Origin of the sequence: Bacillus badius NBRC 15713, from assembly GCF_001591605.1 — a bacterium.
Classification (GTDB): domain Bacteria; phylum Bacillota; class Bacilli; order Bacillales; family Domibacillaceae; genus Pseudobacillus; species Pseudobacillus badius.
In genome coordinates, this window is record NZ_BCVF01000008.1 from 112,128 (window position 1) to 127,055 (window position 14,928).

The 14,928-nt window shown below is 43.8% G+C and carries 12 protein-coding genes; 7 read left to right on the top strand and 5 right to left on the bottom strand.

Annotation, left to right across the window (positions count from 1 at the left end):
- Nucleotides 1-12 precede the first annotated feature (12 nt).
- The 5 genes from mnmE to rpmH all read right to left on the bottom strand — a co-directional run bounded on the left by mnmE (nucleotide 13) and on the right by rpmH (nucleotide 4,058).
- A complete protein-coding gene (gene mnmE / locus BBA02S_RS06445; protein ID WP_041113840.1) occupies nucleotides 13-1,398 on the bottom strand; it encodes a tRNA uridine-5-carboxymethylaminomethyl(34) synthesis GTPase MnmE in 1,386 nt (461 codons plus the stop codon).
- A gap of 391 nt (nucleotides 1,399-1,789) precedes the next feature.
- A complete protein-coding gene (jag, locus tag BBA02S_RS06450; protein WP_041095679.1) occupies nucleotides 1,790-2,413 on the bottom strand; it encodes an RNA-binding cell elongation regulator Jag/EloR in 624 nt (207 codons plus the stop codon).
- Nucleotides 2,414-2,424: 11 nt separating this feature from the next.
- Nucleotides 2,425-3,171, bottom strand: a complete 747-nt coding sequence (gene spoIIIJ, locus BBA02S_RS06455) for a YidC family membrane integrase SpoIIIJ (protein WP_087903761.1) — start codon at nucleotides 3,169-3,171, stop codon at nucleotides 2,425-2,427.
- 129 nt (nucleotides 3,172-3,300) lie between these two features.
- Nucleotides 3,301-3,660: a ribonuclease P protein component gene (gene rnpA, locus BBA02S_RS06460; protein ID WP_041095683.1), complete on the bottom strand. Its 360-nt coding sequence runs from the start codon at nucleotides 3,658-3,660 to the stop codon at nucleotides 3,301-3,303.
- A 263-nt stretch (nucleotides 3,661-3,923) separates the two neighbouring features.
- On the bottom strand, nucleotides 3,924-4,058 hold the full coding sequence (rpmH, locus tag BBA02S_RS20210; RefSeq protein WP_049665949.1) for a 50S ribosomal protein L34: 135 nt from the start codon (nucleotides 4,056-4,058) through the stop codon (nucleotides 3,924-3,926).
- A 623-nt stretch (nucleotides 4,059-4,681) separates the two neighbouring features.
- Between rpmH and dnaA the strand changes: the two genes are divergently transcribed.
- The 7 genes from dnaA to BBA02S_RS06495 all read left to right on the top strand — a co-directional run bounded on the left by dnaA (nucleotide 4,682) and on the right by BBA02S_RS06495 (nucleotide 14,747).
- Complete coding sequence (gene dnaA, locus BBA02S_RS06465) at nucleotides 4,682-6,025, top strand: chromosomal replication initiator protein DnaA (RefSeq protein ID WP_041095685.1); 1,344 nt, start codon at nucleotides 4,682-4,684, stop codon at nucleotides 6,023-6,025.
- A gap of 190 nt (nucleotides 6,026-6,215) precedes the next feature.
- Entirely contained in the window at nucleotides 6,216-7,352 is a 1,137-nt protein-coding gene (gene dnaN / locus BBA02S_RS06470; RefSeq protein ID WP_041095687.1) for a DNA polymerase III subunit beta, read from the top strand.
- Between the two features lie 154 nt (nucleotides 7,353-7,506).
- Nucleotides 7,507-7,725, top strand: coding sequence for a S4 domain-containing protein YaaA (yaaA, locus tag BBA02S_RS06475; RefSeq protein ID WP_041095689.1), 219 nt, complete (start codon nucleotides 7,507-7,509; stop codon nucleotides 7,723-7,725).
- A 20-nt stretch (nucleotides 7,726-7,745) separates the two neighbouring features.
- Nucleotides 7,746-8,864 (top strand): DNA replication/repair protein RecF, encoded by a 1,119-nt coding sequence (gene recF / locus BBA02S_RS06480; RefSeq protein ID WP_041095691.1) that lies wholly within the window; start codon nucleotides 7,746-7,748, stop codon nucleotides 8,862-8,864.
- 155 nt (nucleotides 8,865-9,019) lie between these two features.
- Nucleotides 9,020-10,945, top strand: coding sequence for a DNA topoisomerase (ATP-hydrolyzing) subunit B (gene gyrB / locus BBA02S_RS06485; protein ID WP_041095693.1), 1,926 nt, complete (start codon nucleotides 9,020-9,022; stop codon nucleotides 10,943-10,945).
- 136 nt (nucleotides 10,946-11,081) lie between these two features.
- Nucleotides 11,082-13,568 (top strand): DNA gyrase subunit A, encoded by a 2,487-nt coding sequence (gyrA, locus tag BBA02S_RS06490; protein ID WP_041095694.1) that lies wholly within the window; start codon nucleotides 11,082-11,084, stop codon nucleotides 13,566-13,568.
- Nucleotides 13,569-13,661: 93 nt separating this feature from the next.
- Nucleotides 13,662-14,747: an HD-GYP domain-containing protein gene (locus tag BBA02S_RS06495; RefSeq protein ID WP_041095695.1), complete on the top strand. Its 1,086-nt coding sequence runs from the start codon at nucleotides 13,662-13,664 to the stop codon at nucleotides 14,745-14,747.
- The last annotated feature ends 181 nt before the right edge of the window (nucleotides 14,748-14,928 follow it).

A 14,928-nucleotide genomic window follows, 5' to 3' on the forward strand; every position in this document is an offset into this window, starting at 1 on the left:
CTCCTTATTTGATTATTTTCCAAGACAAAATTGTGAGAATAACTGATCAATTAAGCTATCATGGACGCTTTCTCCAATAATCTCGCCCAATAGCTCCCATGTCCTTGTTAAATCAATTTGAACGATATCAATCGGCGTGCCTGACTGCGTATTTTCAATCGCATCCGTAATGGCTGTCAGCGCCTGGTGCAGCAGAGCAATATGGCGTGAATTAGACACATAGGTCATGTCTCCCGCCTCGATCGACCCTGAGAAAAATAAAGAAGCAATCGCTTCCTCCAGCTCATCAATTCCTTTTTCCTGGAGCAAAGAAGTCGTTATCAGCTGCTTTCCTTCTGCCAGCTCTTTCACCCGCTCCATATTAATTTTTGGCGGCAAGTCTGTTTTATTAACAATTACGATCACATCCATGCCTGCGGTTGCTTCGAATAGCTTTTCATCTTCGCTTGTTAATTCATCCGAATAATTTAATACGAGCAAGATCAAATCAGCTTCTTTTAACACTTGGCGGGACCGCTCTACGCCAATGCGTTCAACAATATCCTCGGTTTCGCGGATTCCGGCCGTGTCAACAAGACGGAGCGGCACGCCCCGCACGTTCACATACTCTTCAATGACATCACGCGTCGTGCCTGGAATATCTGTGACGATTGCTTTGTTTTCCTGTACAAGGGCATTGAGCAAAGAGGATTTGCCGACATTCGGGCGTCCGATAATTACTGTCGATAAGCCTTCACGCAAAATTTTGCCCTGCTGGGATGTTTGCAGCAGCTTGTCAATTTCTTGTCGGACCACGGCTGCTTTCTCTAACAGCACGCGATGGGTCATTTCCTCGACATCGTCATATTCAGGATAGTCAATATTTACTTCTATATGGGCAAGTGTTTCAAGAATCTCCTGGCGCAGCTTGCGGATCAGCCGCGAGAGCCGGCCCTCCATTTGATTGAGCGCGACATTCATCGCCTTGTCTGTTTTTGCCCGGATCAAATCCATCACAGCCTCTGCTTGCGACAAATCAATTCGCCCGTTTAAAAAAGCCCGTTTCGTAAATTCGCCAGGCTCAGCAAGCCGGGCTCCCTCGTTCAGCACGAGCTGCAATACACGATTAACGGAAACTAGACCGCCATGGCAGTTAATCTCCACTACATCTTCCCGAGTAAAGGTTTTCGGCCCCTTCATCAGTGAAAGCATTACTTCTTCCACTACTTGTCCCGTTTTAGGATCAACCAAATGACCGTAATGAATCGTATGGCTCGCCGCTTCCATTAATAACTTTTTCGATGGGCTTTGAAACACACGATCCGCAATCGTAACCGCTTCTTCACCGCTCAAGCGCACGATCGCAATGGCCCCTTCCCCCATTGGAGTGGAGATCGCTGCAATTGTATCGAGGTCCATCATTCTCACCTCTTCCTTCTCTGTAAAATGATATCTATAAAAAAGAATCGCCTTCGTTCTCAAACCATTAGGGTAACATAAACAAGATGATTTAAAAAGAAGGCTGGATTGTCCACAGCCTTCTTTTTAACCTTATCTATTTTAACTTATTCACGTGTGGATAACAATAACTTCACCTGTTCATTTTTTGGGAAATAAAGTAACAAACTAATTTATTTAAAAGTTATATTAAAAAGAAAATCACGCTTTTTTGCCTCTAAAAAGACCCATCCTTAGTCCGACTGACTAAAGCAAAAAACTTATCCACAGTCTAATCATTAGCCGCGGCAATAAAAAAGGCTTCCCGGTTCTTCTTTTTCTAGTAAAAGAAAAGAATGTTCCGGGAAGGCCTTTATTTGCTTTTAGGGGCGATGACTACATAGCGTTTCGGTTCTGTGCCTTCTGAAAATGTATCAATGCGGCGATTTCCAGCCAAGGCAGCGTGGATGATCTTTCTTTCCGCAGCAGGCAAAGGCTCCAAACGGATAGTTTTTCCTGCTGTTTCCACTTTTTCAGCCATCCGCTTTGCTAAAGCAGTCAGTGTTTCTTCTCTTTTTTTGCGATAATCTCCGGCATCTAGTTGAAACTGAATGAAATCGTTTGAATGGCGGTTAATGACAAGCTGGGTGAGCTGCTGCAAAGCGTTTAATGTTTGTCCTCTTTTGCCAATTAATAAAGCAATTTTTTCGCCGGAAAGCGAAAAGAAGACTTTCTTTCCTTGCCTTTTCACCTGGATATCCGGATGTACACCTAAATGGGCGGCAATAGACAAAATATAGGATTTTGCCTCTCTGATCGGATCTGCCTTCATCCGGACTTTCAGCGAAGCCGGACGCCGGCCGAACAGACCGAGAATTCCTTTTTTTCCTTCATCCAAAATGTCAATTTCTACTTGTTCTTCTGTTGCCTGAAGCTGCTTTAAAGCGGATTGAAGAGCTTCTTCAACAGTTTGGCCGACAACTGTAACCTCTTTCATCCATGCCCCTCCTAGTCATTAACTGAAGTGGTCTTGCCCGTCTCTGGACGGTTAATGATCAACGTTTGCACAATCATGAAAACATTCCCTACTACCCAATATAAAGATAAAGCAGCCGGCAAGTTTACGGCAAAGACGATAATCATAATCGGCATGAGCCAAAGCATCATGGCCATTTGCGGGTTTTGGCTCATCGCTCCAGCCATCATGATTTTCTGCTGTACGAAAGTAGTTACTCCCGCTACTAGCGGAAGAATGAAAAACGGGTCCGGCGAACCGAGATCAAACCATAAGAATGTATCTTGTTTGATCGCTTCTGTTCGCATAATCGCTTGATAAAACCCAAAAATGATCGGCATTTGCACAATCAGCGGAAAACAGCCCGCGAGCGGGTTGACCCCATGCTTTTGAAGAAGCGCCATTGTTTCCTGCTGCATTTTTTGCTGCGTCACCGCATCTTTTGACTTGTACTTTTCCTTAATCTTTTGCATTTCCGGCTGTACAAGCTGCATTGCTTTCGTGTTTTTCGTTTGTTTGATCATTAACGGCAGAATAATCAGCCGAATGATGATAGTAACAATTATAATCGCCCAGCCGTAGCTGCCTACTGCCTCGGCTGTCTTCATGATCACCACTGAAAGCGGATATACGACAAATTCATTCCAAAATCCTTTACTTTCCGGCGTAATCTCTTGATTGACCTCTGTACAGCCGGCAAGCAGCATCGTAGTCACTGCTAAAAGGATGAGAGTGATCATCTTCCTATTCAAACTCTTATTCCCCCTTGTCAATCCTTTGCGGCGGCTCTTTTCCAAAGCTCTATTGATCAATCATGCATCTTTCATTGTTTGATCGGCTTATGCAAAGAAGCTTCTTTAATATGTGTTCTAATCTTGTCTGGATATTCTTTTGTTGAATGCTCTTGCCCGCTTCAGCACGTGAATGAGGCTTTTCTTTATTTCGCTGCCGTTCATATCCGCTGCCGGCTTGCGGGCAATCACAATAAAATCATGGCCTGGCACAATGTCCTCTTTTAGCTCTGTAAAGCTTTGCCGGACATGACGCTTAATCCGGTTGCGTGTAACCGCATTGCCAATCTTTTTGCTGACAGACAACCCGATCCGAAAAGGGACATTTAATTCATTTTGATACATATACACCACGAATTGACGATTGGCAAAAGACTTTCCGCTTTTGAAAACGGATTGGAACTCACTGTCTTTTTTTATGCGGAATGTTTTTCTCATTAGTCAATCACCTTTTCTTCGCCAGTTTTGAAGGGCTTTGCAACAATGACGCTGATTTTCCTTCTGTACGACCCATTCGTGCAGCAAATAGCTTTTGGGCACGCTTTCAGCAAACGCCAAAAGTGAATGAAACGAAAAGAAAAGACCAGGAGCATTCATTTAGCGCTTCATTTTCTGTTCGTTTCATTCAAATGAGCCTGCAATCAAAGCGGCACTTCAGCATCGCCTATCTAAAAAAAAGACCACTGAGATTTTTCAGTGGTTTATGCAGATAATACTTTTCTTCCTTTAGCACGGCGGCGAGCTAGCACGCGACGTCCGTTTTTAGAGCTCATACGGCTACGGAACCCATGAACTTTGCTTCTTTTACGCTTATTTGGTTGATAAGTTCTTTTCATTATTAAACACCTCCCTGAGGAATGGAAAATTTAACGTTAAAGACAGTCTTTTTGATTATAAAGATGATCTCTTTTCCTGTCAATACCTAAACAAAAAGCAAAAAAATCCATCTTCGCCTGGAAGACAGATGCTGTTTCATGCATTTTCTCCAATTTTCTTCCCTATGTACAGGGATCTCGAGAAAGAATGAGCTTATCCGCCTTTCTTCCCCATTACTCTCAAATGCCTGTGGATAAATTTCGACAGCTTTTTCTCTTATTCACAGTGGTTACTGACAACTTTTACACAAATACGCCCCCTGTGGAAAAGTTTTTCTGCACAGGATGTCAGTGTTGTGGATAAATTTTATAGAGCATTGCATGAAAGCACTTTTTCTGCTATCATTACTTTGTTTTCACTCTGAATAAGTATTTCCAGCACTCAACTTATCCACAAGTGTGAATAAAGTGTTGATAAGTTATTCAACCACTTTGTATAAAAATGTCCACAAGTTGTTAATGATGTCGAAAAACTATTTTTCTTTTATTTTACATTATTTAACCGCACTCAAACAATTGCATAAATATAAATCCGAACAAACCACTGTTATATAACAAAGAAATCTTTAGGAGGAGGGGGCCTTATGGAAAATATCGATGATCTCTGGAACAAAGCGCTGGAAAACATAGAGAAAAAAATCAGCAAGCCCAGCTTTGATACATGGCTGAAGTCTACAAAAGCGCATTCGCTGCACGGCGATTCTATTACGATTGCCGCTCCAAACGACTTTGCAAGAGACTGGCTTGAAGGACACTATTCCCAGCTGATTTCGGGAGTGCTCGGCGAAATTACCGGCGAACAATTGTCGGTTAAATTTATTATTCCCGAAAATCAAGCGTCCCAAGAATATGACATGCCGATGCCTAACAAACCAAAGAAAAAAGAGGAAATGCACGATTTTCCGCAAAGCATGCTGAATCCGAAGTACACATTCGACACGTTCGTTATCGGCTCCGGCAACCGTTTTGCCCACGCCGCTTCGCTAGCCGTTGCGGAAGCTCCGGCAAAAGCCTATAACCCGCTCTTTATCTATGGGGGAGTGGGTCTGGGCAAAACCCACTTAATGCATGCGATTGGCCATTATGTACTTGAGCATAATCCAAATGCCAAAGTTGTTTATTTATCGTCAGAAAAATTCACTAATGAGTTTATTAACTCGATCAGGGATAACAAAGCCGTCGAATTTCGGAACCGCTACCGCAACGTCGACATCCTGCTAATAGATGATATTCAATTTCTGGCGGGAAAAGAATCGACTCAGGAAGAATTTTTCCACACATTCAACACGCTTCATGAAGAAAGCAAGCAAATTATTATTTCCAGCGACCGTCCTCCAAAGGAAATTCCAACGCTGGAAGACCGTCTGCGTTCCCGTTTTGAATGGGGACTGATCACGGATATCACGCCGCCGGATTTAGAAACAAGAATCGCTATTTTGCGCAAAAAAGCAAAGGCCGACAACCTCGATATTCCTAATGAGGTCATGCTCTACATTGCGAATCAAATCGATACGAATATCCGGGAACTAGAAGGCGCCCTGATTCGGGTCGTCGCGTATTCTTCGCTGATCAATAAAGATATTAATGCGGATCTGGCAGCGGAGGCGCTGAAGGACATTATCCCAAGCTCGAAGCCGAAGGTCATTACCATTCAGGATATCCAACGGGTTGTCGGTGAACAGTACAACGTTAAGCTGGAGGATTTTAAAGCGAAAAAACGAACAAAATCCATCGCTTTCCCAAGGCAAATCGCCATGTATTTATCGCGTGAGCTGACTGACTTTTCGCTTCCGAAAATCGGAGAAGAATTTGGCGGAAGGGACCACACGACCGTGATCCACGCGCATGAAAAAATTTCAAAGCTGCTGGATACAGATAATCAGCTGCAATCAAAAGTAAAAGAAATACAAAGCATTTTACATTCTTAATAGTGTGCATAACTTTTCATAGGTTACAAACAGTCTGTCCACATGTGGATAGACTGTTCTTACTTTTATTTTTCTGGTTATCCACATATTCACAAGCCCTATTACTATTACTACTATTTTTTTAAATATAAAATTATTATTATATGCAGCAGCTATAAAAATTATTCTTGAATAATGGAAGGGGAAGAAAATGAAGTTTTCAATTCAAAAGGACCGCTTTGCTCAAAGTGTGCAAGACGTATTAAAAGCCATCAGCTCCAGAACAACGATCCCGATTCTAACCGGGATTAAGATTGATGCGACAGAAGAAGGAATTAAACTGACAGGAAGCGATTCTGATATTTCCATTGAATCGTTTATTCCGCAAGAAGAAGAAGGCAAGGTGCTCGTCGACATTCAACAAACAGGCTCGATTGTGCTTAATGCCCGCTTTTTTAACGAAATTGTGAAGAAATTGCCTTCTGAAAAAGCTGAAATCGAAGTGATCTCTTCTTTCCAAACAGTGATTCGCTCCGGCCAGGCAGAATTCAGCTTGAACGGGCTGGATCCGGATGAATATCCTCATCTTCCTCAAATTGAAGAAGGGGAAGTCTTTAAGCTGCCGACAGATTTGTTAAAAGCTTTAATCAGACAGACGGTATTTGCAGTGTCCGCCTCAGAAACACGACCGATCTTGACAGGTGTCAACTGGAAGATAGAAGAGGGCCAGCTCGTTTGCATTGCAACGGACAGCCACCGTCTTGCCTGGAGAAAAGCGGCAGTAGAAACGGACTTCAATGCTGAATACAACGTGGTCATTCCAGGCAAGAGCTTAAATGAGCTCAGCAAAATTCTGGACGATTCGCAAGAACCGGTCGAAATTGTCATTACAGACAATCAAGTGCTGTTCCGGGCTAAACATTTGCTCTTTTACTCCCGTTTGCTAGAAGGAAATTATCCGGATACGAGCCGCTTGATTCCTACAGATAGCAAAACAAAATTGGAGCTTAACACGAAAGAGTTTTTACAAGCGATCGACAGGGCTTCCTTGCTGGCAAGAGAAGGACGCAACAACGTCGTGAAGCTGTCAATGATTGACGAGAACCTCATCGAGATTTCTTCTAATTCTCCGGAAATTGGAAAAGTTACGGAACAAGTGCGAAGCCGTGAAATTGAAGGGGAAGAAATCAAAATCTCTTTTAGTGCTAAATATATGATGGATGCTCTAAAGGTGCTCGAAGGAACAGAAATTAATATTCAATTTACTGGAGCGATGCGTCCGTTCGTTATTCGCCCTGAAAATGATGATTCGATTTTGCAGCTTATTTTGCCGGTGAGAACGTATTAATTGCCTGCATAAAGTGAATAATATGGAAAACTGAGAAGGAAAAGGCTGTTTCATGAAATGGGCAGCCTTCTTTCTCTTGTTTCTTCTTTGTGTTAAAGTTAAAAATTTAGTAAAATAAAGTATTAGAGAATTCATTCGAAAGCAGTGAAGATAAATGGAGAAAAAAGTAACGATTGAAACGGAATATATTCCTTTAGGCCAATTTTTAAAGCTTGCCGATATCATCCAAACAGGAGGAATGGCCAAATGGTTCCTGAGTGAGCATGAAGTGTATGTCAATGGAGAACTTGACCAGCGGAGAGGAAGAAAACTGCGTGCAGGTGACCGGGTGGAAATTCCAGGGACTGGCAGTTTTGAAATTGTTGGTTTATAACACAAAAGGATGTTTTGTATATGCACATAACCGAATTGTCTTTGGAAAATTACCGGAATTATGCCTCGTTAAATATTGAATTGGAAAACAAGGTGAATGTGTTCCTTGGGGAAAATGCTCAGGGGAAAACAAATGTCATTGAATCAATCTTTGTGCTGGCTATGGCAAAGTCTCACCGAACCTCCAACGATAAAGATTTAATTCGCTGGGAAACGGAGTATGCTAAAATAAAAGGAAGAGTCCAAAAAGCTCAAGGCTCCGTCCCAATGGAATTAATCATTTCGAAGAAGGGCAAGAAAGCAAAATGCAATCACTTGGAGCAGCAGCGTTTAAGCCAATATATCGGCAATATGAATGTTGTGATGTTTGCCCCGGAGGATCTTCACCTTGTAAAGGGCAACCCGCAGGTAAGAAGGCGGTTCATCGACATGGAGATTGGCCAAGTCTCTCCTGTTTATCTTCACGACATCAGCCAGTATTATAAAGTGCTGCAGCAGCGCAACCGCTATTTAAAGCAGCTGCAAAGCAAAAAAGTGAGTGATGTCACGATGCTGGATGTTTTTACAGATCAGCTCATTCAGCTGGCTGTAAAGATTGTCAGAAAAAGATTTGATTTTATCCAGCTGCTGCAGAACTGGGCCCAGGCAATCCATTCAGGCATTTCACGTGGAGGCGAAACATTAAACATTTTATATGATCCGTCTATTAATGTATCAGAGGAAGACGATCCGTCTAAAATGATTCATATGTTCGAAGAGAAGTTTCACACCCAGCAAAGAAAAGAAATTGAGCGGGGTGTCACTTTGTTCGGCCCGCACCGTGATGATCTCGTCTTTCAAGTCAATGGAAAAAATGTACAAACATTCGGCTCTCAAGGCCAGCAGCGGACAACCGCTTTATCTGTCAAGCTGGCGGAAATCGAATTGATTCATTCCGAAATCAAGGAATATCCCATTCTTTTACTTGATGATGTGTTGTCGGAACTGGATGATTATCGCCAATCCCATTTGTTAAATACGATACAGGGAAGGGTACAAACATTTGTCACGACGACGAGCATAGAAGGAATTAACCATCAAACGCTGAAGGAAGCTTCTACGTTCAAAGTGGAAAGCGGAACGATCTCGCAAATGAAATAGACAAAGCTTGACTGTTATTATAACCGGGAAACAAGCCTTTATTCTCTTTATCTTATACATGGAAAAACGAATATATGAAAATTATTTTCAAAAGTCTGGCGGTAACAGCATATCAGCCGGCTTTTCAAAGAAAGAGCAGGTGAACGGATTTGACTATGGAACAACCTAATACAGCGAACCAGCCTTCTTATGATGAGAATCAGATCCAAGTGCTGGAGGGACTGGAAGCCGTTCGTAAGCGGCCGGGAATGTATATTGGTTCAACGAGTGGAAAAGGTCTTCACCATCTCGTCTGGGAAATTGTTGATAATAGCATTGACGAAGCACTGGCAGGATACTGCGATAAAATCCGCGTAATTATTGAGGAAGACAACAGCATTACCGTGAAAGATAACGGCCGCGGAATTCCAGTCGGCATTCAGGAGCAAACAGGCCGGCCGGCGGTGGAAGTCATCTTGACCGTTCTTCATGCAGGGGGAAAATTCGGGGGAGGCGGCTATAAAGTGTCAGGCGGCCTTCACGGCGTAGGGGCCTCCGTTGTCAATGCGCTGTCAGAAAAGCTTGAAGTGTTCGTTCATCGTGACAACCAGATTTATTATCAGTCTTACAAACGCGGGGTGCCGCAGGAAGAACTGAAAGTGGTCGGCGACACAGACTATACAGGCACGACTATCCACTTTAAACCGGATGCGGAGATTTTTACAGAAACGACTGTCTATGAATATGATACGCTGGCGAACCGCTTGCGTGAGCTTGCCTTCCTCAACCGCGGCATTCGAATTATTATTGAAGACCGCCGGGAAGAAGGAAAGACGAATGAATACTATTACGAGGGCGGCATCAAGTCTTACGTTGAGCATTTAAACCGGACAAAAGAAGTGGTTCACAGCGAACCGATCTATGTAGAAGGCACAAAGGACGGCATCGCTGCCGAAATCGCTTTGCAGTACAATGAAGGATTTGCCAGCAATGTGTATTCTTTTGCCAATAACATCAATACGTATGAAGGCGGAACCCATGAATCCGGATTTAAAACAGCCTTAACGCGCGTGATTAACGATTATGCACGCAAAAACGGTTTAGTAAAAGAAGCAGAGACGAATTTATCGGGTGAAGATGTGCGTGAAGGGCTAACAGCCATTATTTCAATCAAGCACCCTGATCCCCAGTTTGAAGGGCAGACGAAGACAAAGCTTGGAAACTCTGAAGCCCGTACTGTAACAGATGCCGTTTTCTCTTCTCATTTTGAAACCTTTTTGCTGGAAAATCCGGCGGTTGCCCGCAAGATCGTTGAAAAAGGCTTGATGGCGGCCCGCGCCCGGATGGCAGCAAAGAAAGCACGGGAATTGACACGCAGAAAGAGCGCCTTGGAAGTATCTAGCCTTCCAGGAAAGCTGGCCGATTGTTCATCCCGTGACCCGGAAATCAGTGAGCTGTATGTGGTGGAGGGAGATTCAGCCGGCGGATCAGCCAAGCAAGGACGCGACCGCCACTTCCAAGCGATTCTCCCGCTTCGCGGAAAAATTATTAACGTGGAAAAAGCCCGTCTGGATAAAATCTTGTCAAACAACGAGATCCGCATGATCATTACCGCCCTTGGCACAGGGATTGGCGATGAGTTTGATATTTCGAAAGCCCGCTACCATAAGCTTGTCATCATGACTGATGCCGATGTAGACGGAGCACATATCCGGACCTTGCTGCTTACATTCCTCTTCCGCTATATGCGCCAGCTGATTGAAGCAGGATATGTGTATATCGCTCAGCCGCCGCTTTATAAAGTGACGCATGGAAAACGGGTTGAGTACGTGTACAATGATCGTCAGCTGGATGAAGTGCTTGCAACCCTTCCTGAAAACTCCAAGCCGGGCTTGCAGCGCTATAAAGGTCTTGGAGAGATGAATGCAGAGCAGCTGTGGGATACAACAATGAACCCGGATACGAGAACGCTGCTCCAGGTCAGCCTGGAAGATGCGATTGAAGCAGATGAAACGTTTGAAATACTAATGGGCGACCGCGTAGAACCGCGCCGGCAATTCATTGAAGAAAATGCCCTTTATGTTAAAAACTTAGATATATAAGTTGAACACGAGCGGTTTGCAAAAGGAACGAGCAGGATAGATCTTTGTCTATCCTGTCTGTCTTTTTCTGCAACCGTCCATATGTCTGTTCTTCATGTTCATACATCTAAAAGTTCGTTAAAGGAGGTTCTTTTACATGGCTGAAACGCCTCAATCAAGAGTAACAGAAATTAACATTAGCCAGGAAATGCGCTCATCGTTTCTGGATTATGCAATGAGCGTAATCGTTGCCCGTGCGCTCCCGGACGTCAGAGATGGCTTAAAGCCAGTTCACCGCCGGATTCTTTACGCGATGAATGACTTAGGCATGACTTCTGATAAAGCTTATAAAAAATCTGCCCGTATCGTCGGTGAAGTCATTGGTAAATATCACCCGCACGGTGATTCAGCTGTCTATGAAACGATGGTGCGGATGGCGCAGGATTTCAATTACCGTTATATGCTTGTAGACGGCCATGGAAACTTCGGTTCAATCGACGGGGATGCGGCTGCGGCTATGCGTTATACAGAAGCGCGCATGTCCAAAATATCCATGGAACTGTTGCGTGATATTACGAAAGATACGATTGATTACAAGGATAACTATGATGGTTCAGAAAGAGAGCCGGCGGTGCTTCCGTCCCGTTTCCCTAACTTGCTTGTAAACGGTACGTCAGGCATTGCGGTCGGCATGGCGACCAATATCCCTCCTCACCAGCTTGGCGAAGTGATTGATGGATTGATTGCCTTCAGCAAAAATGAGGAAATGTCCATACTTGAAATCATGGAGTATATTCCAGGTCCTGATTTTCCGACCGGCGGCATGATCATGGGAAGAAGCGGGATTCGCCGCGCCTATGAAACCGGGAAAGGCTCTTTAACCATCAGAGCGAAAGTGGATATCGAACAGCGCGCGAACGGCAAAGAAACCATTATCGTGAATGAATTGCCCTACCAGGTAAATAAAGCGCGCCTCATTGAAAAAATTGCAGAGCTGGTACGTGACAAACGCATTGACGGCATCACTGATTTGCGGGATGAATCAGACCGCAACGGAATGCGGATCGTTATGGAAATCCGCCGTGATGCCAATGCAAGCGTGCTTCTGAACAATTTGTACAAGCATACGGCGATGCAAACAAGCTTCGGAATTAATTTACTGGCGCTTGTAGACGGCCAGCCGCGGGTGTTAAGCATTAAAGAATGTCTGCATTACTATTTAGAGCATCAGCGGGTGATTATTCGCCGCCGGACAGAATTTGAATTGAGAAAGGCACAGGCGAGAGCGCATATTTTAGAAGGGTTAAGAATTGCGCTTGATCACATTGATGAAATTATCAGCTTAATTCGCAGCTCCCAAACAACCGAAATTGCGAAACAAGGGCTCATGGAGCAATTTTCCTTATCAGAGAAGCAAGCACAAGCTATCCTTGATATGCGCCTGCAGCGCCTGACCGGTTTGGAGCGAGAAAAAATCGAGGATGAGTATCAAAATTTAGTTCAACTCATTGCTGAACTAAAAGCTATTTTGGCTGATGATGAAAAAATCCTCGAAATTATTCGTGAAGAGCTGCTGGAAATCAAAGAGAAATTCAATGATGCCCGCCGTACGGAAATTATGGATGCCGGCGTGGAAGATATCATGGATGAAGATTTGATTCCTCGCGAGCAAATCGTTCTGACGTTAACACATAATGGTTATGTGAAGCGCTTGCCTGCCTCCACTTACCGCAGTCAAAAACGGGGAGGGCGCGGTGTGCAAGGCATGGGGACAAACGAAGATGACTTCGTTGAGCATTTGCTGACAACATCTACCCATGATACGATTCTCTTTTTCACGAATAAAGGGAAGGTATATCGTCTGAAAGGCTATCAAATCCCTGAATTCAGCCGGACGGCCAAAGGCATCCCGTTAATCAACTTATTAGAAGTGGAAAAAGGCGAATGGGTTAATGCCATGATTCGTGTCGAGCAATTTGATGCGGATGCCTTCTTGTTCTTTGCGACAAAATCGGGAATTGTCAAACGTACACAGCTGAAGGACTTTGCTAATATCCGGACAAACGGGTTGCGCGCTCTTAATTTAAAAGAGGATGATGAATTAATCTCTGTACGGCTGACTGACGGGCACAAGCATATCGTCATTGGAACACGCGATGGCATGATGATCCGTTTTGAAGAGGGAAATGTCCGGCAGATGGGACGGGTATCGACTGGTGTCAAAGGCATCCGGTTGTCTCCTGGTGACTGTGTTGTCGGCATGGAGCTGCTTCATGAAAATGATTACGTGCTGATCGTAACCGAAAACGGCTATGGTAAACGTACGCCTGAACAAGATTACCGCATTCAGACAAGAGGCGGAAAAGGATTGAAAACGTGCAATATAACAAGCAAAAATGGTCCGCTCGTCGCTATTAAAACAGTGAGCGGGGAAGAGGATCTTATGCTGATTACTGTTGGCGGCGTTCTTATTAGAATGGATGTAAATGACATCTCTATCACCGGCAGAAATACGCAAGGAGTTAAATTGATCCGTCTCCATGATGAAGAAACGGTGGCTACTGTAACGAAGATCGCAAAAGAAGAGGAAGAAGAGTTAGATGATTCCGCTTCTGAGGAAGAAGTTATAGAAGCCCATGAATAAAACAGAAAAAGCCGACTTTGTCGGCTTTTTCTTATTTCTAATCCACCCATTATTTGCTAGAATGTAAGTAAAAAAACCTGGGGGAAAAGAAGGATGTATGTACAGATAGAGGATTTGAAAGAGGGGGACATACTGCTTGAAGATGTGTTTGGAAAAACACAGATGCCCCTTATGGCCAAGGACACAGAGTTAACCAGCTTGCATATTCACATGCTTAAAGCTTTTTTAGTCGGCGGAGTAGAGGTGGCCGGAGGAGCTTCGGCGGAAAAGAAGCCAAAGGAAAAAGAATTGAAGGAAAAACCAGTGAAGCAGGCAGTTGTGTCTTCAAGTGAGCCTGCAGACTTTTTTCAGCAGTACCTGCAAAGCGTGGAGAACCATAAGAAAGAGTTTCAAAAATGGCAGGCCGGGGGCAGCATAGATATTGTTAAAGTTCGTGAAATGATTGTACCGCTGCTTGACCAGGCAATAGGCCAGCCGGAAGTGTTTTTGGAAATATCTAACTATTCAGATCCGAGCGACTATATTTCTCATCATTCCATTGCCACCGGTTTAATAAGCGGCATGATTGCTATGCAATTAAATTGCGAGAAGGGAACGGTCGTTCAATCAGCTCTCTCTGGTGTATTGGCGGATTGCGGCATGGCGAGAGTGAACCCGCGCATTTTATTAAAAGAAAGCTCCCTCACATCTGCAGAAAGAAAAGAAGTCAATAACCACCCTTTCTTCAGCTATAAGATGGTAAAGGATATAAATCTTTTAAAGCCGGAGACAAAATTAGCCATATTCCAACACCATGAAAGGCTTGATGGTTCAGGATATGCCAAGGGTGTCAAAGCAGACCAGCTCCTGCCGATTTCCCGGATTGTTGCATTAGCTGATGCTTTTCATGCCATGACGACGGATCGTCCATACAGAAGAAGACACCTCTTATTTAAGGTGCTCGAAATGTTCAGGCAGGATTTTTTCGGGCAGTTTGATTTAGAAGCTGTTAAAGCATTAACGAACGTATTCACCAAACTTCCTTCTGGGACGGTTGTTCAGTTATCAGACGGGCAGAAGGCGACGATTCTTTTTGTTAAACAGCAGCATCCGACCAGACCGCTCTTGCAGCTGCAGAAGGACGAAACGATTGTGGATCTTGAAAAGAGAAGGGATCTTTACATCGAATCCATTCTTTGACCCTTTCATAGCGGCTCTGAAGGATGACGGCTAATTTTTCAGAACCGCTTACAATATGTGCTGCATGTTCAGGTGCCTGTTTTTTGTGAATCTTTATTGCTGGAATAGCATATACTAAATAATTTATAAAAAAATCCTTAAATGTGTTGACCAATAGAAATAAAGGTGATATATTATAAAA